General features: G+C 69.7%; 23 protein-coding genes. 21 read left to right on the top strand and 2 right to left on the bottom strand.

The window, feature by feature from the left end; all coding sequences use genetic code 11:
- The first annotated feature begins 137 nt into the window (after nt 1-137).
- Genes ruvC through ON26_RS17045 form a run of 4 tightly spaced genes read left to right on the top strand, consistent with a single transcriptional unit; the run spans nt 138 to nt 3024 of the window.
- Nucleotides 138-752 carry a crossover junction endodeoxyribonuclease RuvC gene (gene ruvC / locus ON26_RS17060; RefSeq protein ID WP_051027171.1) on the top strand — a complete coding sequence of 205 codons (615 nt, stop codon included), beginning with the start codon at nt 138-140 and terminating at the stop codon, nt 750-752.
- Nucleotides 749-1354 carry a Holliday junction branch migration protein RuvA gene (gene ruvA, locus ON26_RS17055; protein WP_040797154.1) on the top strand — a complete coding sequence of 202 codons (606 nt, stop codon included), beginning with the start codon at nt 749-751 and terminating at the stop codon, nt 1352-1354. The genes ruvC and ruvA overlap by 4 nt, the downstream gene beginning before the upstream one ends.
- Before the next feature lie 24 nt (nt 1355-1378).
- On the top strand, nt 1379-2458 hold the full coding sequence (gene ruvB, locus ON26_RS17050; protein ID WP_373280947.1) for a Holliday junction branch migration DNA helicase RuvB: 1080 nt from the start codon (nt 1379-1381) through the stop codon (nt 2456-2458).
- A 47-nt stretch (nt 2459-2505) separates the two neighbouring features.
- On the top strand, nt 2506-3024 hold the full coding sequence (locus ON26_RS17045; protein ID WP_040797152.1) for a GtrA family protein: 519 nt from the start codon (nt 2506-2508) through the stop codon (nt 3022-3024).
- Here ON26_RS17045 and ON26_RS34925 read toward each other — a convergent pair.
- Nucleotides 3012-3410: a DivIVA domain-containing protein gene (locus tag ON26_RS34925; RefSeq protein WP_281032399.1), complete on the bottom strand. Its 399-nt coding sequence runs from the start codon at nt 3408-3410 to the stop codon at nt 3012-3014. The genes ON26_RS17045 and ON26_RS34925 overlap by 13 nt on opposite strands.
- A 383-nt stretch (nt 3411-3793) precedes the next feature.
- Here ON26_RS34925 and yajC point away from each other — a divergent pair, with 383 nt between their 5' ends.
- The 8 genes from yajC to ON26_RS17000 all read left to right on the top strand — a co-directional run bounded on the left by yajC (nt 3794) and on the right by ON26_RS17000 (nt 13680).
- A complete protein-coding gene (gene yajC, locus ON26_RS17035) occupies nt 3794-4159 on the top strand; it encodes a preprotein translocase subunit YajC (RefSeq protein ID WP_040797170.1) in 366 nt (121 codons plus the stop codon).
- A 98-nt stretch (nt 4160-4257) separates the two neighbouring features.
- Nucleotides 4258-6153, top strand: a complete 1896-nt coding sequence (secD, locus tag ON26_RS17030; RefSeq protein WP_040797151.1) for a protein translocase subunit SecD — start codon at nt 4258-4260, stop codon at nt 6151-6153.
- Entirely contained in the window at nt 6150-7394 is a 1245-nt protein-coding gene (gene secF, locus ON26_RS17025) for a protein translocase subunit SecF (protein ID WP_040797150.1), read from the top strand. Before secD ends, secF begins: the two co-directional genes overlap by 4 nt.
- 42 nt (nt 7395-7436) lie before the next feature.
- The gene (locus ON26_RS17020; RefSeq protein ID WP_040797149.1) at nt 7437-9146 is read left to right on the top strand and encodes an ABC transporter substrate-binding protein; all 1710 of its coding nucleotides are present in this window, start codon (nt 7437-7439) and stop codon (nt 9144-9146) included.
- 47 nt (nt 9147-9193) lie between these two features.
- Nucleotides 9194-9772 carry an adenine phosphoribosyltransferase gene (locus tag ON26_RS17015; RefSeq protein WP_083884146.1) on the top strand — a complete coding sequence of 193 codons (579 nt, stop codon included), beginning with the start codon at nt 9194-9196 and terminating at the stop codon, nt 9770-9772.
- A 164-nt stretch (nt 9773-9936) separates the two neighbouring features.
- Entirely contained in the window at nt 9937-11550 is a 1614-nt protein-coding gene (locus ON26_RS17010) for an ATP-binding cassette domain-containing protein (RefSeq protein ID WP_040797148.1), read from the top strand.
- 115 nt (nt 11551-11665) lie between these two features.
- Entirely contained in the window at nt 11666-12127 is a 462-nt protein-coding gene (locus ON26_RS17005; protein ID WP_040797147.1) for an RrF2 family transcriptional regulator, read from the top strand.
- A gap of 317 nt (nt 12128-12444) precedes the next feature.
- Entirely contained in the window at nt 12445-13680 is a 1236-nt protein-coding gene (locus tag ON26_RS17000; protein WP_040797146.1) for a globin domain-containing protein, read from the top strand.
- Nucleotides 13681-13810: 130 nt separating this feature from the next.
- On the opposite strand, the gene ON26_RS16995 is transcribed toward ON26_RS17000, so the two are convergent.
- Complete coding sequence (locus tag ON26_RS16995) at nt 13811-16204, bottom strand: RelA/SpoT family protein (RefSeq protein WP_040797145.1); 2394 nt, start codon at nt 16202-16204, stop codon at nt 13811-13813.
- A gap of 348 nt (nt 16205-16552) precedes the next feature.
- Between ON26_RS16995 and ON26_RS16990 the strand changes: the two genes are divergently transcribed.
- From ON26_RS16990 to ON26_RS16950, 9 genes are all read left to right on the top strand, one after another.
- Nucleotides 16553-16882 carry a YnfA family protein gene (locus tag ON26_RS16990; RefSeq protein ID WP_040797144.1) on the top strand — a complete coding sequence of 110 codons (330 nt, stop codon included), beginning with the start codon at nt 16553-16555 and terminating at the stop codon, nt 16880-16882.
- 341 nt (nt 16883-17223) lie between these two features.
- Nucleotides 17224-18771 carry a cutinase family protein gene (locus ON26_RS16985; protein ID WP_245545887.1) on the top strand — a complete coding sequence of 516 codons (1548 nt, stop codon included), beginning with the start codon at nt 17224-17226 and terminating at the stop codon, nt 18769-18771.
- A gap of 56 nt (nt 18772-18827) precedes the next feature.
- Nucleotides 18828-19829 carry a DUF8176 domain-containing protein gene (locus tag ON26_RS16980; RefSeq protein ID WP_040797142.1) on the top strand — a complete coding sequence of 334 codons (1002 nt, stop codon included), beginning with the start codon at nt 18828-18830 and terminating at the stop codon, nt 19827-19829.
- Nucleotides 19830-19845: 16 nt separating this feature from the next.
- Complete coding sequence (locus tag ON26_RS16975) at nt 19846-20727, top strand: MinD/ParA family ATP-binding protein (RefSeq protein ID WP_040797141.1); 882 nt, start codon at nt 19846-19848, stop codon at nt 20725-20727.
- Entirely contained in the window at nt 20724-21395 is a 672-nt protein-coding gene (locus tag ON26_RS16970; protein WP_040797140.1) for a hypothetical protein, read from the top strand. Before ON26_RS16975 ends, ON26_RS16970 begins: the two co-directional genes overlap by 4 nt.
- The gene (locus ON26_RS16965) at nt 21392-21688 is read left to right on the top strand and encodes a hypothetical protein (RefSeq protein ID WP_040797139.1); all 297 of its coding nucleotides are present in this window, start codon (nt 21392-21394) and stop codon (nt 21686-21688) included. The genes ON26_RS16970 and ON26_RS16965 overlap by 4 nt, the downstream gene beginning before the upstream one ends.
- A 16-nt stretch (nt 21689-21704) precedes the next feature.
- Nucleotides 21705-21977: a hypothetical protein gene (locus ON26_RS16960; protein WP_040797138.1), complete on the top strand. Its 273-nt coding sequence runs from the start codon at nt 21705-21707 to the stop codon at nt 21975-21977.
- Between the two features lie 14 nt (nt 21978-21991).
- Entirely contained in the window at nt 21992-22591 is a 600-nt protein-coding gene (locus tag ON26_RS16955; protein WP_040797137.1) for a DUF8175 domain-containg protein, read from the top strand.
- Entirely contained in the window at nt 22588-23400 is an 813-nt protein-coding gene (locus ON26_RS16950) for a DUF8175 domain-containg protein (RefSeq protein WP_040797136.1), read from the top strand. Before ON26_RS16955 ends, ON26_RS16950 begins: the two co-directional genes overlap by 4 nt.
- The last annotated feature ends 54 nt before the right edge of the window (nt 23401-23454 follow it).

Genomic DNA, 23454 nt, shown 5'->3' with positions numbered 1-23454 from the left:
TGCTCGACGCCTTCCTGGCCGAACGCGAAGCCGCCGGGGCGCCCGAGGCCGGCTGATCCGTGTCGCTGGCCCGCCGTCCACCGGCCATCCACTAGACTCTCGAACAATTGTTCGTGTCCGGGGAGAGGTGGGTCGTCGTGCGGGTGATGGGCGTCGACCCCGGGCTCACCAGGTGCGGACTGAGCATGGTCGAGGGCGGGCACGGGCGGACCGTCACCGCGATCGCCGTGGACGTGGTGCGCACACCGCCGGAGATGGATCTGGCGCACAGGCTGATGCTGGTCGCCGACGCCGCCGAGCGGTGGATGGACGATCACCGGCCGAAGGCGGTCGCGATCGAGCGGGTCTTCGCCCAGCACAATGTGCGTACCGCGATGGGAACGGCGCAGGCCGGTGGGGTGATCGCGCTGGCTGCCGCCCGCCGCGGGATTCCGGTGGTCTTCCACACCCCGAGCGAGGTCAAGGCCTCGGTGACCGGCAACGGTAATGCCGACAAGGCGCAGGTGACCGCCATGGTGACCCGCATCCTGGGATTGAAGACCGCACCGAAACCGGCCGATGCGGCGGATGCGCTGGCATTGGCGATCTGCCATTGTTGGCGGGCGCCGCTGATGGCGAGGATGGCCGAGGCCGAGGCGAAGGCGGCCGAGGCGCAGCGACGGTATGCCGAACGGCTGGCAGAACAGCGTTCGGCTCAGCAGCGCTCGGTCCAGCAGAACTCGGTTCGAACACGAAAGGCGGTGCGCGGGTGATCGCGTCGGTACGCGGGGAAGTCCTCGAGATCGCGCTCGATCACGTGGTGGTCGAGGCATCCGGTGTCGGCTACCGGCTGAACGCGACCCCGGCCACGCTGGCCACCTTGACCCGCGGCGAGGAGGCCCGTCTCTATACGGCCATGATCGTGCGCGAGGACTCGATGACCCTCTACGGCTTCGCCGACACCGAGGCCCGCGACCTGTTCGGCCTGTTGCAGACCGTCTCCGGGGTGGGCCCGCGCCTGGCGATGGCGGTGCTGGCGGTGCTCGAGCCGGAGGCGCTGCGCAAGGCGCTGGCCGAGAGCAATGTCGCCGCGCTCACCCGGGTGCCCGGCATCGGCAAACGCGGCGCCGAGCGCATGGTGGTCGAACTGCGCGACAAGGTGAATCAGGTGCCGGTGCAGGCGGGACCGCCCGGCAGCGCGCCCGCCGCGGTGCTGACCCCGGTCCGCGACCAGGTCGTCGAAGCGCTCACCGGGCTGGGCTTCCCGCTCAAGCAGGCCGAGCAGGCCATCGACACCGTGCTCGCCGAGCAGCCCGCCGCGACCACCTCCGCGGCACTGCGCGCGGCCCTGTCGCTGTTGGGCAAGAACCGGTAGTTCGTCATGGAGGAGAACTACGGCGTGGACCAGAACCACGACGACGAATCCCCGGTCACCGCGAACCTGCTGCGCTCGGACGGTGACATCGAGGGCGATCTGCGCCCGAAGTCGCTGGACACCTTCATCGGCCAGCCCCGGGTCCGCGAGCAGCTCGCCCTGGTCCTGCGCGGGGCCAAACAGCGCGGCAGCACACCCGATCACGTCCTGCTGTCCGGGCCGCCCGGCCTCGGCAAGACCAGCATGGCCATGATCATCGCCGCCGAACTCGGCACTGCGCTGCGCATCACCTCCGGCCCCGCCCTGGAACGCGCGGGAGACCTGGCGGCCATGCTCAGCAACCTGGTCGAGGGCGATGTGCTGTTCATCGACGAGATCCACCGCATGGCCCGCCCGGCCGAGGAGATGCTGTACCTGGCGATGGAGGATTTCCGGGTCGACATCGTGGTCGGCAAGGGCCCGGGCGCCACCTCCATTCCGCTCGACATCGCCCCGTTCACCCTCGTCGGCGCCACCACCCGGTCCGGCGCGCTCACCGGCCCGCTGCGCGACCGCTTCGGTTTCACCGGCCACATGGATTTCTACGAACCCGGCGAACTGCTGCGCATCCTGCAGCGCTCGGCGCAGATCCTGGGCGTGCGCATCGAGGACGACGCGGCCGCCGAGGTCGCCGGGCGCTCGCGGGGCACGCCCCGCATCGCCAACCGGCTGCTGCGCCGCGTGCGCGACTATGCCGAGGTCCGCGCCGACGGCCTCATCACCCTGCCGGTGGCCAGGGCCGCGCTCGAGGTCTACGACGTCGACGTACTCGGTTTGGACCGGCTCGACCGCGCGGTGCTCGACGCGCTGGTCCGCGGCTTCAACGGCGGACCGGTCGGCGTGTCCACGCTGGCGGTCGCGGTGGGGGAGGAGGCCGCCACCGTCGAGGAGGTGTGCGAGCCGTTCCTGGTGCGCGCCGGGCTGGTGGCTCGTACCCCACGCGGTCGCGTCGCCACGGCGGCGGCATGGGAACACCTCGGCCTGGTGCCCCCGCCGGATCTGGTTTTCGGTGCCGTCGAGGTGCGCGGACGCACGCCGCAGCCGACGCTGGACCTGTTCGACTGAGTCATACGGTGGCGGCGCGAAATCGGTGCCCCCGTTAGAGTCGCAGCATGACCGTGGTCAATGTCGTGCTCGATCGAATGCCCGAGCCGCTGCGCAGCAAGGCGATCGAGCACCGTGAACTGCTCAAGTTCGCCACGGTCGGCGCCATCACGTGGTTCATCGACACCGGTGTGGTGTACGCCGTGAAACTGACCGTGCTCGGTGAGAAGCCGCTGACCGCACGCCTGCTCGGCGTCCTGATCGCGACCATCGCGTCCTATGTGCTCAACCGCGAGTGGTCCTTCCGCACCCGCGGCGGCAGGCAGCGCTCTCACGAGGCCGCCCTGTTCTTCGCGGTCAGCGCGCTCGGCATCGGCGTCACCATGATCCCGCAGGCGATCTCGCTGTACGTGCTGGATCTGCGGGTGCCACACGTGTCGCCGGTGACCCAGGCGGTGGCCAATTTCGTCACCGGCCAGATCCTGGGCGTGCTGTTGGCGATGGTGTTCCGGTTCTGGGCGATCCGGCGGTTCGTGTTCCCCGATGATCTGCACGCGCAGCAGGAACGCAGCGTTCAGGGCCGGTAGCCGCCGAAGGCGAAGATCACCTGGTCGAGAAAGGCGTCGACCTCCTGGGGGTGATACCCGCGCACGCCCCGGCGCGCCTGGGTGAAGCGCACCGTGTGGACATCGCTCGCGGTGAGCGAGCCGATGCCGTCGTGCGCGAGCGTCGCGGCGACCAGATCCAGGAAAGCGTCGACTTCCTCGGGGGTGTAGCCGCGTTGCCCGAAGGGGGCGGGCCCGAAGACGACCTGTCGAACGTCGGCGGGGGTCAGGCCGACCGGAACAGTGGTCGGACCCGGTCGCGGTGCGGGGCGCAGCGAGCCGATCGCGGGCTCTCTCGTCGGCGTTCCCCGCGCCTTCGATTTCGTCGATCCCGCTGTCCGGTACTTCCAGAACACGTGCGCCCCCAAGCGAACGAGTGGTCGGTCTTTGTGCCGGGTCACTGTATCGGTAGCGGGCCGCACCCGCCGTGTCCGGCGATCGAAGGTCTGCATTCGAGGGCGCGACGCTGCCGGGTGAAGGTGGCGCGGGCGGTGGAGGTTTCGACGTGGCAACGGCGAGGCCACCCTGCTGTGGCACGACAGCACGCTCGCCACCCATGGACGGGCGGCATCGTTCCCGCTCGACGACTACCTCTACGGGCCGATCGAGGCAGGCACCGACCGCTGAGGCGGCGTCCCGGACCGCCCGGCGTGCGCGGCGGGGTGTGCGGGTGCGGCCACCGTTGCGGTAGCTGGCAGACTGTGTACGTCTCGGCCCACATCCACCCACAAGACATGGACTGACATCGATGATCGATTTTCTGTTTCCGCTCCTGCTGGTTGTCCTGCTCGTGCCGATGTTCCTCGGTATCCGTCGTCAGAAGCGGGAAGCCGAGAAGGTCGCGGCCATGCAGGAGGATCTGAAAGTCGGTGACTCGGTGATCACCACGTCGGGTCTGTGGGGCACGGTGGTCGACGTCGACGAGGACACCGTCGACCTGGAGATCGCCGAGGATGTGGTGACCACCTGGCTGCGACAGGCGATCCGCGAGGTCCGTGTCGAGGACCAGGCCGAGGCCACCGAGACGACCGCTGCCCCCGAGACGACCGCCGAATGGGCGGCATCCGGGGTCGAGGAGTCCGCCGATCAGACCGAGAACCGGCTGAACAAGGACTGACTCCGCACCACCGCCACCGAGGCGGGTCGGCGCGAGCGCGCCGGCTGCCCCGGTGTGCGCCCGTTCCACTCTCGACTTCCGCCTAGGAGATACGCACTGTGCCACCTTCTCAGGGATCGGCGCATCCGCTCAGGTTGCTCGGCGTCTTCGCCGCGCTGCTGGCCGTGATCTATGCGCTGGTGTTCTTCACCGGTGACAAATCCCCGACACCCAAACTCGGCATCGACCTACAGGGTGGCACCCGCGTCACACTGACGGCGCGCACCCCGGACGGCAGCAGCCCCAGCCAGGACAGCCTGCGCAAGGCGCAGGAGATCATCGAGAACCGCGTCAACGGTCTCGGTGTCTCCGGCTCCGAGGTGGCGATCGAGGGTGACAACATCGTCATCACCGTGCCCGGCGACGACGGTCAGCAGGCCCGCGCGCTGGCCACCACCGCCAAGCTCTACATCCGCCCGGTGCTCGCCGCGACGCCGTTCACCGGAACGCCGCAGGGTGCGCCCGCGACCGAGGCACCCGCTCCCGCACCGGCCGCTCCGCCCGCCGACACCCCTCCGGCGGAGGCCCCGCCCGCAGGGGCTCCGCCCGCGGAGGCCCCGCCCGCGGAAGTTCAGCCCGCGGGAGCCCCGCCCGCGGAGGTCCCGCCTCCGGCGGAGGTCCCGCCCGCGCCCGAGGCGCCGGTCGAGCCCGCACCGCAGCCGCGCGTGTTCCCGGCCCAGCCGCCGATCGACGATCAGCCGCCCGCACCGCAGCCGCCGGCCGGTGAACAGCCCCCGGCGGACGTGCCCCCGGCCGATCAGCCGCCCGCCGAGCAGCCGCCGGTCGCGCAGGCCCCGGTCGACACCCAGGACGACGAGAATCTCACCCCGCAGGAGCGCACCCAGCGCGAGATCGCCGCGGCCAAGGCGGCCAGGCAGAGCACCGATCCCACCGCGCAGCAGGCCGCCATGGCCGCGATGGACTGCACGAAGCAGGATCCGCTCGCGGGCAACGACGATCCGAAGCTGCCGCTGGTGACCTGCTCGCAAGACCGCAGCGAGGTATTCCTGCTCGATGCCAGCCGCATCGACGGCCAGGAGATCAAGGACGCCGTCGCCAACCTCGACACCCAGCAGTCCCGCTGGGTCGTCGACCTGGAGTTCAAGGGCTCCGGCTCCGACGCCTGGGCCGATCTGACCGGTGAGTACCTGTACAAGCGGGTGGCCTTCACCCTCGATTCCCAGGTCGTCAGCGCACCCCAGGTGCAGGCGGGTCCGCAGCTGGGTGGGCGCACGCAGATCTCGGGTCAGTTCTCCGCCACCTCCTCCAGGGAGCTGGCGAACACGCTGAAGTACGGTTCGCTGCCGCTGTCGTTCCAGACCTCCGAGGCCGAGACGGTCTCGGCCACCCTCGGTCTGTCGTCGCTGAAGGCGGGCCTGCTCGCGGGCGCGATCGGCATGATCATCGTGCTGCTGTACTGCCTGCTGTACTACCGCATGCTCGGCCTGCTGACGGCGTTGTCGCTGATCGGCTCGGGCTTCGCGGTCTACGGCTTGATGGTGTTGCTCGGCCGCTGGATCGGCTTCACCCTCGACCTGTCCGGCGTCGCGGGTCTGATCATCGGCATCGGCATGACCGCCGACTCGTTCGTCGTGTTCTTCGAACGCATCAAGGACGAGATGCGCGAGGGCCGCAGCTTCCGCTCGGCGGTGCCGCGCGGCTGGCAGCGGGCGCGGCGCACGATCCTGTCCGGCAACGCGGTCAGCTTCATCGCCGCCGCGGTGCTGTACGTGCTCGCCATCGGCCAGGTCAAGGGCTTCGCCTTCACCCTCGGTTTGACCACCATCCTCGACGTGGTGGTGGTGTTCCTGATGACCGCGCCGCTGGTGCTGCTCGCCTCGCGCTCGGCGTTCTGGGCGAAGCCTGCGGTGAACGGTCTGGGTGCGATCCAGGAGGTCGCTCGTGAACGCAGGGCCGCCGAGGCCGCTCCTGCGGAAGGTGTGAGGACGCGATGACCAACCCCAACAACCCGTCGCTCGACAAGCGCGACGAGGACCGCGCGCAGAGCTCGGTCGACGATTTCGCCTACGGCTCGGGTAAGCCCCGGCACGGCTTCTTCAACCGCCTCTACACCGGCACCGGCGCGGTCGACGTCATCGGTCGCAGGCGCATGTGGTACATCGTCACGGCGGTGATCGTGCTGCTGTCGCTGGCCAGCATCCTGATCCGCGGCTTCAACTTCGGCATCGACTTCGAAGGCGGCTCGCGCATCCAGTTCCCGGCGGGTGAGGCGACGACCGGTCAGGTCGAGGAGGTCTTCCACGACACCCTCGACGCGGACCCGGAGACGGTGCAGACCGTGGGCACCGGTTCGACCGCGACCATGCTCATCCGCTCGGAGGCGCTGGACGCGAGCCAGGTCGATCGGCTGACGAGCGCGCTGTACGACGAGTTCCAGCCGAAGAACAGCGACGGCGAACCCAGCCGTTCGGCGATCAGCGTCTCCGACGTCAGCGAGACCTGGGGCGACCAGATCACCAGGAAAGCGCTGATCGCCCTGGTGGTCTTCCTGGTGCTCGTGTCGATCTACATCACGGTGCGCTTCGAGCGGGATATGGCCCTCGCCGCGCTGGCCGCGTTGGTCTTCGACGTCGTCGTCACCGCGGGTGTGTACTCGCTGGTCGGCTTCGAGGTCACCCCGGCGACGGTGATCGGCGTGCTCACGATTCTCGGCTTCTCGCTCTACGACTCGGTGGTCGTGTTCGACAAGGTGGAGGAGAACACCAGGGGCATCCTGCACCTGAACCGGCGAACCTACGCCGAGCAGGCCAATCTGGCGGTCAACCAGACGCTCATGCGCTCGATCAACACGGCCGTCATCGGCGTGCTGCCGATCCTCGCGCTGATGGTGATCGCGGTCTGGATGCTCGGCGTCGGCACGCTCAAGGATCTGGCGCTGGTGCAGTTGGTCGGCCTGCTGGTCGGCACCTATTCGTCGATCTTCTTCGCCAGCCCGTTGCTGGTCTCGCTGAAGGAGCGCTGGGGGCCGGTGGCCGCGCACACCAAGAAGGTGCTGGCCAAGCGGTCCAATGCGGCGGCGGCGCGCGCGGCCAGGGAGGCCGAGTTGCGGGTCGCCCAGGCGACCCGGCGCGCGGGCGGCGAGGACTTCGCGGCGGCAGGCCCGCGTCCGCGCACCGGCGAGCCCCGCGGTGCGGGGGAGCAGCGTCCCTCGGGCAAGCGTCAGCGAAGGAACTGAGTCGAACGGTCCGACGACCAGGTAGATAAGGGGTTTCGTTTCATGCGAAAGCCACGCAGCGGCGCGGTGCGACCGGCGGGAGCGGGCACCGCGCTCGCATTGGCGGCGGCGCTGGCTCTGACCGGATGCTCCGGTCAGAGCCAGGTGCCCTCCATCGGCTACGGCGTCGACGCGGTGATCACCACCTACAACGGTGGCACCACGCTCGGCGTGAGCAGCGGTTCGGCGGCGGTGTTCCAGCGCGTGCTGACCGGCTTCTTCTACACCGGTCCGGACGGCCAGCAGGTCGCCGACACCGATGTGGGCACCGCCAAGGAGGTACCGGGCGAGTCGCAGACCATCCAGTACCGGCTCAACCCCGACGGGGTGTACTCCGACGGCGTGCCGACCTCCTGCGACGATCTGGTGCTGACCTGGGCGGCGCGCAGCGGTCGCTTCACCGACGGCCCGGTGCCGCTGTTCGACGCCGCCGACACCGCGGGCTACCGCGATATCGAGCGGGTCGACTGCCAGCCGGGCTCCAAGGACGCGACCGTCGTGTTCCGCCCGGACCGCCGGTACCTGCCGTGGCGCACACTGTTCACCGCCGGTGAGCTGATGCCCGCGCACGTCGCCGCGCGGGAAGCCGGCGTGGCCAACGTGGTCTCGGCGGTACAGGAGGGTGACCGGGCGGCAATCGGCAAGCTCGCCGACTTCTGGAACAGCGGCTGGACGCTGACCTCCGGCGAGCTCGACCCGGCGCGGTTCCCGTCCTCGGGTCCGTACCGGGTCGAGTCCTTCACTCCCGAGGACGGCCTGGTGCTGGTCGCGAACGAACGGTGGTGGGGCAACGCACCCGAGACCGGTCGTGTGGTCGTCTTCGACAAGACCGCGGATCTGAAGGCGAAGGTCGCCGACAATGCGGTGAGCGTGCTCGACGTCGGCGCCGGTTCGGTGGCCGAACTCGATCTGAACGGCTTCTCCTCGAACACGGTGCCCGGCCGTGGGGCCGAACAGCTCGTCCTCGCCACCGGGGGCGTCCTCGGTTCACCGGCGGCCCGCCGCGGCTTCGCGCACTGCGTCCCGCGTCAGGCGCTCTACAACGACCTGGGCAGGGCCGCCGACGTGCCGAGCACCGGACTGGGCACCGGGCCGCTGAATTCGCTGATCAGCCAGCAGGATTCGCTCTACTACGGGGCATCGACGGCGGTTGCCGCCGCACAGTACGAGGTGACCGACATCAACGCCGCCAAGGCCGGTTTCGCGGGCGTGCCGAACCCGGTCGTCCGGATCGGTTATCTCGCGCCGGATCAGCGGCGTGCGCAGACGGTGGCCGCGATCGCCGAATCCTGCAAGGCGGCGGGCATCACCGTCGAGGATGCCGGCGCCACCGACTTCCGGCCCAACCAGCTGACCGACGGCACCGTGGACGCCATCCTGTCGAGCACGGCGGGCGCGCCCGGCCCGGCCGGCTCGCTGACCGGCGTCGCCGCCACCAGCGCGTGGCGGACCGGCAGCGGCATCGATTTCGGCCGGTTCGGCAACGGCCGATACGATGCGATCGTCGATCAGCTCGCCGCGGACACCGATTCGACCACCCAGCTGAACCTGCTGACCGAAGCCGAGAACCTGCTGTGGTCGGAGATGCCGGGCATTCCGCTGTTCGCCACCCCACGCGTCATCGCCTTCGGTGACGGGCTGCGCAACGGCGTGGCCGGGCCGACCCAGGGCGGCACCGGCTGGAACATGGATCGCTGGGTGCTGCGGCGCTGACCGGGATCGACGGACGGGATTTCGACATGACCACGGGAGAGAGTTCGATGAGCAAGCACGCGGCAACGGAGTCCGACCGGCAGATCGCCGAAGGCATCGCCGCGGCGGCGGCCGCGCAGGTCGAGCGCCTCACCCGCTGGCACGACGATTTCCCCACTCCCGGTGTCCGTTTCGCCGATCTGACCCCGGTGTTCGCCGACGCCGATGGCTTCCGGACGGTGATCGAATCGCTGGCCGCGTGCGCGCCCGAAGCCGATCTGGTCGCGGGTGTGGACGCCAGGGGCTTCCTGCTCGGCGCGGGCGTGGCGGCCGTTCTCGGCACCGGCGTGCTGGCGGTCCGCAAGGCGGGCAAGCTGCCGCCGCCGGTGATCAGCCGTGAGTACAGCCTGGAATACGGTTCGGCCGCCCTGGAGATTCCCGGTAACGGGGTGGAACTGCGCGGGCGCACCGTGTTGTTGCTCGACGACGTGCTGGCCACCGGCGGTACCCTCGCCGCCGCGGCGCAACTGTTCGAGGAGGCGGGCGCGCACGTCGCCGCCGCCGCCGTGGTGCTCGAGCTGGAAGCTCTCGGCGGTCGCGCCGTACAAGGCGACTACCCGCTGACCTCGATCGTTCGCCTCACCTGAGCCCGGGGGAGAGGGCGCGGAAAATACCTGGCGGCATCGGCATACCGCCGACTATTCTGGACCGCGTTCTGTCCCCGGCGATCGGAGTAGTGGTGCTCTTCTGAGGTGCTCTCGTGCGGCCCGTATTCACGCGCCGCGTCACGACGCGACCTCGAGGACTCACCATGACCTCACTGTCCTTCTCCGATCTCACCTTCTCCTGGCCGGATGGCACCCCTGTCTTCGACGGTATCGACGGTGATCTCGGCCCCGGCCATATCGGCCTGGCCGGCGTCAACGGCGCGGGTAAATCCACGCTGCTCCGGCTGATCGCCGGGGAACTGCGCCCGCTTCGCGGCTCGATCTCCGTGCGGGGCCGTCTCGGCTACCTGCGCCAGGATCTCGGACTGGCCGACGCCCAGCGCGTCGACCACCTGCTCGGCATCGCCGAGATCAGGGCAGCCCTGCATCGCGTCGAAGCCGGCGCGGCCGCCGACGACGATTTCGACATCATCGGCTCGGCCTGGGATGTCGAGGAACGCGCGGTGGCGTTGCTGGCCCGGCTCGGGCTGGGCTATCTCGCCGATTCCACCGCCGGTCTGGATCGTCGCCTGGACACCCTCTCCGGTGGCGAAACCGTGCTGCTCGGCCTGGCCGCGCAACTGCTCGGCGATCCCGAGGTGCTGCTGCTCGACGAGCCGACCAACAACCTGGATCGGGTCGCCCGCCAACATCTCTACGATGTGGTCGACCAGTTCTCCGGCACGGTGCTCGCGGTCAGCCACGATCGCGAACTGCTCGAGCGCGCCGACTCCATCGCCGAACTGCGCCACGGCGCGCTGCGGGTATTCGGCGGCAACTACACCGATTACGAGGAGCAGGTGGCCGCCGAGCAGCAGGCCGCGCAGGCCGCGCTGCGCACCGCGCGTAACGATGTGCGCAGGCAGTCCAGGGAACTGGCCGAGGCCAGGACCACATTGGATCGCCGCAAGCGCTATGGCGAGAAGTCGGCCGAGAACATGCCGAAGATCCTGGCAGGCGCCCGTAGACGCGCGGCCCAGGAATCGGCGGGCAAGCTGCGCAACACCCAGATCGACCGCCTCGACGCCGCCACCGAACAGCTACGCGAAGCCGAGGACTCGGTGCGCGCCGACCAGCAGATCCGCCTCGATCTGCCCGGCACCCGCCTGCATCCGGGACAGGACGTGCTCGACCTCGTCGACGCCGAACTGGTCTGTGGCGCAGCCGATCCCGATCGCCGGGTGACCCTGCGGATCACCGGTCCGGAACGGATCGCGCTCACCGGGCGCAACGGTGTCGGTAAGACGACGCTGCTGCACCGCATCGCCGCCGAGCCGCCGAAGGTTGCGTGGCGGATGCTGCCGCAGCGGCTGGACCTGTTCGACCCCGAGCGGACGGTGTTCGAAAACGTGGCGGCCACTGCGCCGGACGCGCCGCCGGTACGCATCCGTGCGCAGCTGGCCCGGCTGCTGTTCCGCGGGGCGGCAGCCGATGTGCCCGCCGCCGCACTGTCCGGCGGCGAGCGGCTGCGCGCGGCCCTGGCCATGTTGCTGCTCGCCGAGCCCGCGCCGAAACTGCTGCTGCTCGACGAGCCGACCAACAATCTCGATCTGCCCAGTCTGCGTCATCTGACCGAGGCGCTGGCCGGTTTCGAGGGCGCGCTGATCGTGGTCAGCCACGACCCCCGGTTCCTCGCCGAGATCGGGGTGACACGCCGTCTGGAGCTCACCGGTGAAGGGCTGACGCCGGCGCCGGAGGTCACGGAGGAGGTCGGCTGAGTCGCGTGCGTCGGGCGCGGATCACGGTGTGTCCGAGCGGCAATGCCTTGTGAGTCCGGCGATAGCGGAGTCGGATAATTCGCCTTTGGGAGGCGCAATTACGTATGCTCCGACTATGCAACTGTCCAGGTTCACCGATCTCGGCCTGCGCGCCATGATGCGCCTGGCCGTCGGCGGCGCCGCCGAGGAACGGGTCACCGTCCGCCTGGTCGCCCGGCAGGTCAATGCCTCGGAACACTATGTCGCCAAGGCGGTGACGAAGCTGGCCGAACTGGGATTCGTCGATTCCCATCGCGGCCGCACCGGCGGGATCTTCCTCACCGAGCGCGGTCGGTCGGCCACCGTCGGGCAGATCGTGCGCGGACTGGAAGGCGCCTCGGAGGTCGTGGACTGCGCCGGTGAGCACCCCTGCCCACTCGCCGCGGCCTGCCGATTGCGGCGCATGCTGGCCCGCGCTCAGGAGATGTTCTATCGCGAATTGGACAATTACGCGCTCGACGATCTCGTCGACGAGCGCACCGTCCGGATGTTGTACATGCCGGATATGCCCGGCGCGGCGGGTTCGCTCGCCCGATAATTCGAAGGATTCGCGCCGTCTCGCTCGAATTCCGTGCCGTCTCCGAATCCGATTTCTTCCGGAAATCGGATTGCTTCCTGCTGTGTCCGCGCACATACTCCAGTGGGAATTGTCCCGCCATGCATTCTCGTGAGCTCCTCGTGTTGATCTTCAGCCATCGACAAACCAGCAGGTAGATGCGTGTTCGGGTCGACATATTCCGCACAATCGTGCGTAATTGAGCTCACCGGCTGTGGAGTCGATTTCGAGGACTCGAATTGGTTACCGTCTTTCCAGTGGCATTCGAGCCCACGATGGAATCTCGACGAGGAGACCCCATGACCACCCTTCTGCCTTCGGCGCTGGACACTCCCGCGGAATTGGAGACCCACCACGCCGACGTGGTGCGCGCGACGCTCCCGGTGATCGCCGAACATATCGATGACATCACCGCGACCTTCTACCGCAAGATGTTCGGCGCCCACCCCGAACTGCTCGCGAATCTGTTCAACCGCGGCAACCAGGCCCAGGGCGCCCAGCAGCGGGCGCTCGCCGCGTCGATCGCCACCTTCGCCACCCATCTGGTCGACCCGGCGCTGCCGCATCCGCGCGAACTGCTCGCCCGCATCGGTCACAAGCACGCCTCGCTCGGCGTGGTGGCCGAGCAGTACCCGGTGGTCCACCAGCACCTGTTCGCCGCGATCGTCGAGGTGCTCGGCGCCGATGTCGTCACCGCCGAGATCGCCGCCGCCTGGGACCGCGTCTACTGGCTGATGGCCGACACCCTCATCGGCTTCGAACGCGAACTCTACGAGGGGGCGGGCGTGGCGCCCGGCGACGTCTTCCGCACGGCCGTCGTCGCCGACCGGATCGACGACCCCTCGGGGGTGGTCACCTTCGTCGTGGAATCCGCCGACCCGGCCCGCCCGTTCGCGGATTTCCTTCCCGGACAGTACGTCTCCGTCGGCGTGGTGCTGCCCGACGGCGCCCGCCAGCTGCGCCAGTACAGTCTGGTGAGTGCACCGGGCAACGGCCGGCTCGCCTTCGCGGTACGCCCGGTCGAAGCGACCCCGGATCAACCCGCGGGCGAAGTCTCCACCGTCCTGACCGGCACCATCGGCGTCGGCGACGTCCTCGACGTCACCCTGCCCTTCGGCGACCTCACCATCGACACCACCGCCACCGACCCGCTGGTGCTCATCTCTGCGGGTATCGGCATCACGCCCATGATCGGCATCCTCGAATACCTCGCCGCCGCAGGCCCGCAGCGCAAGGTCCTCGCCGTCCACGCCGACCGCACCTGCGACACCCACCCCCTGCGCGCCGTGCAGCAGGACCTCATCGACAGCCTCCCCGACGCCACCCTCGAACTCTGGTACGAACAGCCCACCCCGGGCGCCCACACCGGCACCCTCGCCCTGTCCGCCCTCACCCTCCCCGCCGGCGCCCGCGTCTACCTCTGCGGCGGCGCCGGCTTCCTCCAAGCGGCCCGAGCCCAGCTCGCCGGCGCGGGCGTCCCCGCCGACCGCGTCCACTTCGAGCTCTTCACCCCCAACGACTGGCTACTCGGCTGAGGGACAGGTCGTTTCCCGAACGGACAGAAGGTCCTCGCCATGGACTCCGGCTCTGCGCGCCGGAGTCCATGCGCCTGTGTCAGGGATGAGGCGGCCTGCTCCGATGTCGGCGCCAGGGCGCGGCGAACTCTCAGGCCGCCGAGGTCACCCGGTACACGTCGTAGACGCCCTCCACATTGCGCACCACGTTCAGCAGGTGCCCGAGGTGCTTGGGGTCGCCCATCTCGAAGGTGAACTTGCTGATGGCCACGCGGTCGCCGTGGGTGGCGACCGAGGCGGACAGGATGTTGACCTTCTCGTCGGCGAGCACCTTGGTCACGTCGGAGAGCAGGCGGGTGCGGTCCAGGGCCTCGATCTGGATGGCGACCAGGAAGACCGAGGACGGCGAGGGCGCCCATTCCACGTCGATGATGCGCTCGGGCTGCTCGCGCAGCGACTCGGCATTGGTGCAGTCGGTGCGGTGCACGCTGACCGAACCGCCGCGGGTCACGAAGCCCATGATCTCGTCGCCGGGCACCGGGGTGCAGCACTTGGCGAGCTTGGCGACGGTGCCCGAGGCGCCGGGGATGAGCACGCCCGCGTCGCCGGTGACGCGCTGGCGGCTCGGCGTGGTCGAGGGCGTCGAGCGTTCGGCGAGCTCGTTCTCCACGTCGCCGATGCCGCCGAGCTGGGCCATCAGGCGCTGCACGACGTGATGTGCGGAGACCTGGTGCTCGCCGACGGCGGTGTAGAGGTTGGAGATGTCGCTGTAGTGCAGCTCGTGGGCGACCGCGTTCATCGCGTCCACGCTCATCAGCCGCTGCAGTGGCAGGCCGACGCGGCGGACCTCCTTGGAGATCTGCTCCTTGCCGCTCTCCAGCGCCTCCTCACGGCGCTCCTTGGCGAACCACTGCCGGATCTTGGCCTTGGCACGCGGGGACACCACGAAGTTCTGCCAGTCGCGGCTCGGGCCCGCGTTCTGTGCCTTCGAGGTGAAGACCTCGACGACCTCGCCGTTCTCGAGCTGGCGTTCCAGTGCGACCAGCCTGCCGTTGACCCGCGCGCCGATGCAGCGGTGGCCGACCTCGGTGTGCACGGCGTAGGCGAAGTCCACCGGGGTCGACTTCTGCGGCAGCGTGATGACGTCGCCCTTGGGGGTGAAGACGAAGATCTCCGGCGACTTCAGGTCGAAGCGCAGCGACTCGAGGAACTCGGCGGGGTCGGCCGCCTCGCGCTGCCAGTCGAGCAGCTGACGCATCCAGGCCATGTCGTCGACCTCGGCGGCATCACCGGAGTGCTTGCCCTTGGTCTCCTTGTAACGCCAGTGCGCGGCGATGCCGAACTCGGCGGTGCGGTGCATGTCCTGGGTGCGGATCTGCACCTCGAGCGGCTTGCCGTCGGGGCCGACGACCGTGGTGTGCAGGGACTGGTAGACGCCGTAGCGAGGCTGGGCGATGTAGTCCTTGAACCGGCCCGCCATCGGCTGCCACAGCGAGTGCACCACGCCGACCGCGGCGTAGCAGTCGCGCACCTCGTCGCAGAGGATGCGGATGCCGACCAGGTCGTGGATGTCGTCGAAGTCCTTACCCTTGACGATCATCTTCTGGTAGATCGACCAGTAGTGCTTGGGCCTGCCCTCGACGACGGCCTGGATGCGCGAGGCGGCCAGTGTGTTCACGATCTCGGCGCGCACCTTCGCCAGGTAGGTGTCGCGCGAAGGCGCGCGGTCGGCGACCAGGCGCACGATCTCGTCGTATTTCTTGGGGTGCAGGATCGCGAACGCGAGGTCCTCGAGTTCCCATTTGACGGTGGCCATGCCGAGGCGATGAGCGAGCGGCGCGATGACCTCGAGGGTCTCCTTGGCCTTCTTCGCCTGCTTCTCCGGCGGCAGGAAGCGCATGGTGCGCATGTTGTGCAAGCGGTCGGCGACCTTGATGACCAGCACGCGCGGGTCGCGCGCCATCGCGATGATCATCTTGCGGATGGTCTCGGCCTCGGCGGCGGAGCCGAGGTTGACCTTGTCCAGCTTGGTCACGCCGTCGACCAGGTGGGCGACCTCTTCGCCGAACTCGGCCTTCAGCTGGTCGAGGGTGTAGCCGGTGTCCTCGACGGTGTCGTGCAGCAGCGCCGCCACCAGTGTGGTGGTGTCCATGCCGAGCTCGGCGAGGATGTTGGCGACCGCGAGCGGGTGTGTGATGTAGGGGTCGCCGGACTTGCGGAACTGATGGGCGTGGCGCTCGTCGGCCACGTCGAAGGCCTTCTGCAGCAGCGTCAGGTTGGCCTTCGGGTACAGCTCGCGATGTACCGTGGCCAGTGGCTCGAGCACCGGCTTGACCGCGGCGATACCGCGCTGACCGGTCATCCGGCGCGCGAGCCGGGCGCGCACCCGGCGCGAGGCGGAAGTGGGCACAGCGGACGTGGCGGAGGGCTGCTTCGGCGGCACGGATCTGGGAGCCGGCTTCGGGGCGGGAGTTTTCGCCGGTGGCGAAGCCGGCGTTGCCGTCGCCGATTGCTCGACATTCGCCTCGCCCAAGTGCTGAGTCATGCCACCGCCTCTCCGTGCCGCGATCCGCACCACATTATCCGACCGCGGCTACTGCCCGGACCGCGACGTCGGGTCGTGATCCACGCTTCGTCGCGGGTTCGCGGCGCAACGTTGCCACCATTGTCCCGCGCCGGGGCGTTCCGCGCTCGTTCTCGCGCTGCTCGCGCCTTCGAAATCTGCAACACGAGGCGAGCCGAGCGGCTTCCCGGCGCCCCTTGTATCGCGCGGACCGCTGCGAGTGTGACAGCCGCGGCGGTGTCGCTGCCTGCCCGTCCCGGACCCCGGCGCAGCGAGCGACCGGCAAACCGCGGATGCGGGCCGCAGAGCTGCCCCGGTATTTTTCGCGGAATGACGGTCCTGCGGTCCCTGGTGTTGTTCGGGTTGGCGGCGCTCGCCGAGATCGGCGGCGCCTGGCTGGTGTGGCAGGGCTACCGGGAGGGGCGCGGGCTGTGGTGGATCGCGGCGGGGGTGATCGCGCTCGGCGCCTACGGGTTCGTGGCGACCTTCCAGCCCGATCCGAACTTCGGTCGCATCCTGGCCGCCTACGGAGGAGTTTTCGTGGCCGGGTCGCTGGCCTGGGCGATGGTGCTCGACGGATTCCGGCCGGACCGATGGGATCTGGCCGGGGCGCTGATCTGCCTGGTGGGCGTGATGGTCATCATGTACGCGCCGCGCTGAGGCTGCCGGGTCGCGACCGGAGCCGCAACGCGAAGGCTCGATTGCGTTCTCGTGCATGTGTTCGGAAACTTGCCGGGCGTGGCACCGGGACGCGCCGAGCAGTGTGGGGTAGTGTTTGCGGTTTTGCGTAAAGTTTTCGCTGTTGGGCGAGTCATAGCCGGAATCTGTTACGGTCTATTGCGTTTCAGGGTTGAGAGTTGTTGCGGCAACGAGACTGATTGCGAAGCGCTATGACTGGGTACCTGGCTGGTCTCACGGGACTGGTGGTCGCAACCACCGTCACCGTGGTTGCCGCGTACTCGGCTCCGGCCCCGGCCTCTGCCACACCCTCGAATCCCGCTGTGCCCGAATCGAATTCGCCTGCGGCGGAGTTGTCGATCGAGAACTGCCCGGCGCTGTACGCGCTGGGTGTGCAGGGCACCGGCGAGTCCTCGCCCGACGCCGCGCCGACCACCGACACCGGCATGCTGTCGATGGTGTTCATGCCGATGCTGGCGCGGGCCGCCGAACCCGGACTGGTCGAACGTGCCTATGTGCCCTACGAGGCCGGATTCGGTGGCTTCACCGGTGGCGCTCCCGCCTCCTACGCGGATTCGGTGCTCGGCGGCCTGGAACGGCTGCGGTCGATGGCGCGCCAGGTCGCCGACCGCTGCCCGGACACCCGGCTCGGGCTGGCGGGGTACTCCCAGGGCGCGCACGTGGTCTCGATGTTCGCCCAGGAGGTGGGGCAGGGCGCGGGCGTGGTCCCAGCCGAGAAGGTCGCCGCGGTCGCGCTCTTCGCCGACCCCACCCGCAATCCCGGTGCACCGCTGTTCCCCGGGTCCCCGGGCAAGCTCACGCCCGATCCCGCACCCGGCGTCGGCGGTGGACACCTGGCCGCGATCGCGGCGCTGCCGCAGACGCCCGCGAGCGGCGGCGGCATCGGCCCCGAGCGCGACCGGGCAGCGAACTTCGCCGCGCTCACCGGCCGGGTGGCAAGCTTCTGTGCCGCAGGCGATCTCGCGTGCGACGCGCCGGAAGGCGCGCCGATCCTGCGGGTCGTCACGAACATCGCCGGGCAGGCGCAGGTCAGTGGCGGCGATCCGGTCGCCGCGCTGCTCTCGGTCGGGCAGGCGCTCGCCTACACCTCGATCAAAACGGCCACGGCGGTGGTCGCCGAAGACCTCACCGGCGCCACGCCCGCTGATATCTCGCTCTCCCCGCGCAAGTCGATCTCCGAGCGCCTCGCCGACGCCTCCGACCCGCGTACCCCACTCGAAGCCGGTGCTGCGCTGAGCGGGCTGCTGCGGGCGGGGCTGATCGGATTCAACGCCGTGGTGGCGGTCATCAGGCAGGTGCTGAGCCCGGCGGTGCTGTCCGAACTCGCCACCGCCGGTTTGAGCGATCCCGCCGCCGGACTCGCGTCGCTCGGCGGGAAACTCGCCGACGCGGTCCCGGAGCTGGTGCCACCGACGACCATCTCTCGGCTGGTCACCCAGGCTTACGACGCGGTCGTCGGCACCGTCACCGACAACCGCGAACTGCTGGATCTGACGACCTGGGTGCGGTATTGGGACACCGCCCGCCGGCATGGCGCTTATCACAGTGTGGCGGTGGGCGCCGGGGGTGCGACGCCCACCCGGTTCGTCGCCGAGTGGTTCGCGGCGACCGCCCGTGATCTGGCCGAACACACCGGAGCGGCGGGCGCTCCCGCGCTCGGGCGCGTCCATGTGGACGGTGGATCAACTGCGGCCGCCCCCGGCGCGTCGGCTACTCCGAACCCCGGAGGTGCGGGACAATTTCCGTTCGGGACAGGAGCCGATGGCGCCTCATCCGGGGGCGTGACCTCGATTCCGCCCACCGTGCGACCCGGCGAAGCCGATCGCCACTACCCGTTCTCCACGAACTGATCGCCGAGAGGTCCGACGATGCGATATCACGCGCCCGGCCCCGTGGGAATGGGGGAATGTTGAAGTCGTACAAAGATCTGTCCCGCTGGTACGGTCCGATCGAGCCGGACGGCACTCCCGGGCCCGCCGACGCGGAGCCCGTGGCAGAGGCCGACCGCGATCGTCTCGTCGCGGCCGACCCGGAAGGCCCGTTCCGATCCCCGAACCGCCTGCGTGACGAGAGCAGCCGGGCCGGTGACGAGAGTCGCCGTCGCGACGAGGAATCCGACGCCGATCCCGCCGACGCCCGCGCGGTCGCCGAGGTGCCTGCCGACCTGCCCACCCGCCGCAGCGAATTCACCGGCGGCTGGTCGGATTGGGTGGCCGAGGACGCGCCCGTCCCGGTGCGCGCGCCCGGTCCCGACGACGATTTCCCCGAGCGCGAGGCGGATCTGGTCCGCTTCCCGTGGCCGGACGACGACTACGACGAAGACCCGGCGCCCACGCCGCCGCCGACCCGTTCGTTGCGCGAGCATCCGGCGACTCGACGCGCCAGGACCGTGATCGTCCTGGTGATCGCGATCCTGGTACTGATCGCCTCGGTGATCGGCGCGCTCGTGCTCGTCCGGCTCTCCGGTGACCGGCCGGGGGCCGCACCCGCTTCCACGCCGATGCGCTTCACCGCGGGCAGTGCCCAGGCGGGTATCACCACCGGCTGTCCCACCGAACATTTCGACCGGGTCCTGCGCAGCGCGGCGGCGGGCGGGGACACCTCCGGGCCCGATGCCGTGCTCGGCTTCCAGTACGCCTACTACGTCGAGCGTTCCGGCGAGCGCGCCCGGCAGTTCGTCGCGCCGGACGCCGCGGTGCCGAGTGCGGAGATCATCCAGCGCGGCATCGGCACGGTCCCGGTCGGCACCACGCATTGCGTGCGGGTGACGACCATCGGCGAGAACATGTACGCGGTGGAGGTCACCGAGTATCGACCCGGTGGGGCGCCCGCCACGTACAACAAGCAGACGGTCACCACCGAGGTGGTCGGCGGCCGCGTGCTCATCTCGGGCATCGCGGCCGGGTGAAGGAGAGCTGAGAACGATGGGAGAGGACTGGAGCCGCTGGCTCGACGAGGCGCCCGACCGGGGCGAATCGCCGAGCCGCGATGCGCGTACCAAGGCTCCGGTGGTGCGGTTCCGGCGTCGGGCCGGTGGGGACGGTGACGGGGCCGAGACATTGGGGCAGCGGCCGATTCTGGTGGTCGGCGGCTGCGGTGGCGCGGGCACGACGACGACGGCACTGGGTATCGCGGGGGAGTTGGGCGTCGCGGGGACCCCGACGGTCGCGGTGGACGCCACCGCCGCGGGTGGTGACATCGCGCTGCGCGGCGCCGACGAGCATCTGCATCCGATCAGCCTGCAGTCCTGGCTGTACGGCCGCGGCGACGACGAGCCCGCCCCGTTGAAGGAGTGCCTGTCGCGCGCGACCTCCGGCATCGGCCTGCTGTGGCGCGACGCCGCGCCGCTGCGCCGCCGGGCCAGCTACCTGACGGTGGCGCGGGCGGTCGCCGACGCCGGGTACACGGCCGTCTACGACGGCGGCCATCCGATCGCGGGCAGGCAGTTGCGTCCGTTGCTCGACGACGGAGACATCGCTCTGGTGCTCACCATTCCGGCGCGCCCGGACGCGGCCAACCGGCTGCGGGTCACCCTGGAGTGGCTCGACGACGAGTTCGGCGAGGCCGCCGAGGGACAGGGCAACGGCATAGTCGGCGACACCACACTGGTCATCTCACATCAGGCGCCCGGCGACGATTCCCGGGTGGCGGACCATCTGCGTGAGCACTTGTCCGGGTGGGTGCGCGACATCAGGGAGATCCCCTACGATCCGCATCTCGCGCGCGGAGAGCTGGTGTGCCACGCGGAACTCGCCGAACAGACGCGCCGCGCGTACGCCCGGCTGGTGGCGGGGGTGGCCTCGTGACCGCCGCCATGCGGCTGCGCCGCAAACTCGACCCGCGGCCGGCCGGTGTGGTCGCACCGCCCGAATCCCGCCGCGCCCCGGTGTGGGACCGGCCGGTGCCCGGTGTCGGCCGAGCGCCGTTGGTGTGGTTGCTGGGCGTTCACGGTGGCGCGGGCGCGACGACGCTGGCGCATGTGCTGGCGCCGACCGCGGACGCGAGCCGCCGCTGGCCGGGCGGCTTCGACCGGGAATCGCCGTTCGTGGTGCTCGTCGCGCGCGAGACCATCTCCGGGCTGACCCGCGCGCACGATCTGCTGCGCCAGCACCACTTCGGCTTCGGCGGCCCCTCCGAGGTGATCGGGTTGGTCACGGTCGCCGCGCGGCCGGGCCGGATGCCCGCCGAGATCCGCCGCTACCGGGAGCTGGTCGGCTCGCTGGCCGGGCCGGTCTGGCAGGTGCCCTGGTACGAGGAATGGACTCTGGTCGAGCCCGAGCAACTGCCGATCTGGACGCCGGGCGATCCGATGCCGGAACGCAAACGCAAGATCGACCCGCTGGACGAGGTGCCGGTGGAGGTTCGTGAGCTGGGGGCTGACATTGTCGACGCGGTACGTGAGAAGCTAGACAGCAGAACCGATTTCGCCGACGACGATGTATCCGATCCACCATTCGAGAAAGGGCCCCGATGAGCATGTTCCTCTTGGCTGTCCAGGACACCTACGGCGCCGTGCTCGCTCAGGTCGGCAACCCGACCCCGGAGGCGCCCCCCGGATCGGAGAAGATCCTGCAGCTGGTTCGGTACCTCACCTGGTTCGTCCTGCTCTCGGGTATCTGCGGAATCATCTACGCGGGCGGCAAATTCGCCTGGGAGCGCTGGTCCGGCGGTGGCCTCGAGTCGCCGAAGATGGTGGCGGGCGCGATGATCGGCGGCGTGGTCGCCACGAGCGCGGGCACCATCATGAACGCTGTCATCGGTACGTAAGGGTAAGGGTCGGGGAATGACCACGCGTCTAATGCAGACGGATCTGCTGGCCTACAAGCAGATGCCGTCGGAGGTGCTCGAACCGCTGATGCAGTTGCTGAACTGGTTGCTGTGGTTCGTGCTCATCGTGTGCCTGGCCTGGATGATCCTGTCCGCGGGCAAGTTGTGGATCGCCTTCCGCACCGATCTGGCGGCCAACGACGCCTCGCACGGCGTGATGATGAGTCTCATCGGCGCGATCGTCGCGAGCGGGGCCACCAGTATCGCGCTGGCCTTCCTCCCGGCGTGAGTGTGGGGCGGAGCATGGGAACGGCGGTGATGGTGGGCGCGGTCGCGCTCACCGCGGTGGTCGGCTGCGCGGACGGCGGCGAGCAGGAGGGACCCGATCTCTCCACGCCGCCCACCGAGGTGCGCTGGCAGCCGTATCAGGGTGTGGCGTTGCCACATACCGCGCAGGGGCCGAAGGTCCTCTCCGACGGCGCGGCAACGGGTTTCGAGCAGTCCCCGGCCGGCGCCGCGGTCGCGGCGATCGTCCACACGGTCCGGCTCTCGGTGGCGCCGGACGGCGAGTGGCCCGCGGTCGTGGCGAAAGAGGTGGCGCCCGGTCCGGCTCGCGATGCGTGGGTGGTGGACCGGGTGCGGGTGTCGATCACCGGCCCGGCCGATCCGGAGTACGCGCCACGATTACGCGGCTACCGGATCACCGAGTACACCGGTGAGCGCGGGCTGGTCGACGTCTGTACCGAGTATTCGGACGGCTCGCTCGCGGTGAACCACATCGCGGTCGAGTGGTCCACGCAGGATTGGAGATTACGGCTGCCCGACCTGGATTCGACCGCACGGCCGATCGCGGCGGTCGACGCACTACCCGGCGATATCGTGATATTGGAGGCACCGAAGTGAGTCAGAAGGAGCCGTACACGCGCGAGCGTGTCTCCTTCGGCGCCGTCGCGTCCGCCGCGCTGCTGGCCTTGATCGTGATCGTGGGCGTGGTCGTCTACATCTCCCGCGACGAGGACGCCGCAGGCGGCGGGCAGGCCGAGCTCGCCGCGATTGTCGGCGAGGGCTTCGCGAGCCCGGAGGTCGACCTGTTCGGTCGTCGCGTGGATGTCCCGAACAATCCTGCGGGACAACCTCTTCCGCAGGATCCCTCGGCGCAGCGCAAGCCGTCCGATCTGGACTGGCTGACCGCCCGCCCGGCGGGCCTGGACCAGCCGCGCGGCTGGCAGCGGGTCTACGGCGCCTCGGTGCCGTTCTCCACCTCCGACGGGCCCGCCCGGCTGGAGGAAGGGCAGGCGGTCGGGTACGCGCACACTCCGCAGGGCGCGGTGCTCGCGGCCGCGCAGATCACCTACCGGCTCAACGCGCGGCCGGCCGATCGCGAGCTGTACGTGCGCCAGGTGCGCGCCTCGGCGCAGCAACTCGCCGAGTACGACCGGGCCATGGACCAGAACCGGCTGCCCGAGCAGCAGCCCGAGCGGATCACCCGCTATTTCGTCGCTCCCGACGCCTTCCAGGTCGAGAGCTACGCCGACGATCTGGCCGTCGTCCGGTTCGCCTCGCGCGGACAGGTCGTCGACGACAGACAGTTGTGGGTCGCCCTGCGCCTGGTGATGGTGTGGGAGGCGGGTGACTGGCGGCTCAAACCCGCCACCGCCGAGGGCAGCCGGACCGAATACATCGAATCGCTTGCGGGGTGGACGACATGGTGACCATAGAAAAAACAGCGCCACGCGCGGAGAAGGCCGAGCCAGGTCCGGGAACAG

This window comes from Nocardia higoensis NBRC 100133 (genome assembly GCF_000308595.1).
In the GTDB taxonomy this organism is placed as follows: Bacteria; Actinomycetota; Actinomycetes; order Mycobacteriales; family Mycobacteriaceae; genus Nocardia; species Nocardia higoensis.
This window is presented reverse-complemented; position numbering and strand designations above follow the sequence as displayed.

Excerpts from the sequence above, each read along its gene's own strand:
- ON26_RS17045 (WP_040797152.1), top strand. The coding sequence starts at position 2,506 with ATGACCGTGGTCAATGTCGTGCTCGATCGAATGCCCGAGCCGCTGCGC.
- secF (WP_040797150.1), top strand. The coding sequence starts at position 6,150 with ATGACCAACCCCAACAACCCGTCGCTCGACAAGCGCGACGAGGACCGC.
- ON26_RS17020 (WP_040797149.1), top strand. The coding sequence starts at position 7,437 with ATGCGAAAGCCACGCAGCGGCGCGGTGCGACCGGCGGGAGCGGGCACC.
- ON26_RS17015 (WP_083884146.1), top strand. The coding sequence starts at position 9,194 with ATGAGCAAGCACGCGGCAACGGAGTCCGACCGGCAGATCGCCGAAGGC.
- ON26_RS17010 (WP_040797148.1), top strand. The coding sequence starts at position 9,937 with ATGACCTCACTGTCCTTCTCCGATCTCACCTTCTCCTGGCCGGATGGC.
- ON26_RS17005 (WP_040797147.1), top strand. The coding sequence starts at position 11,666 with ATGCAACTGTCCAGGTTCACCGATCTCGGCCTGCGCGCCATGATGCGC.
- ON26_RS17000 (WP_040797146.1), top strand. The coding sequence starts at position 12,445 with ATGACCACCCTTCTGCCTTCGGCGCTGGACACTCCCGCGGAATTGGAG.
- ON26_RS16995 (WP_040797145.1), bottom strand. The coding sequence starts at position 16,204 with ATGACTCAGCACTTGGGCGAGGCGAATGTCGAGCAATCGGCGACGGCA.
- ON26_RS16990 (WP_040797144.1), top strand. The coding sequence starts at position 16,553 with ATGACGGTCCTGCGGTCCCTGGTGTTGTTCGGGTTGGCGGCGCTCGCC.
- ON26_RS16980 (WP_040797142.1), top strand. The coding sequence starts at position 18,828 with ATGTTGAAGTCGTACAAAGATCTGTCCCGCTGGTACGGTCCGATCGAG.
- ON26_RS16975 (WP_040797141.1), top strand. The coding sequence starts at position 19,846 with ATGGGAGAGGACTGGAGCCGCTGGCTCGACGAGGCGCCCGACCGGGGC.
- ON26_RS16965 (WP_040797139.1), top strand. The coding sequence starts at position 21,392 with ATGAGCATGTTCCTCTTGGCTGTCCAGGACACCTACGGCGCCGTGCTC.
- ON26_RS16960 (WP_040797138.1), top strand. The coding sequence starts at position 21,705 with ATGACCACGCGTCTAATGCAGACGGATCTGCTGGCCTACAAGCAGATG.
- ON26_RS16955 (WP_040797137.1), top strand. The coding sequence starts at position 21,992 with ATGGGAACGGCGGTGATGGTGGGCGCGGTCGCGCTCACCGCGGTGGTC.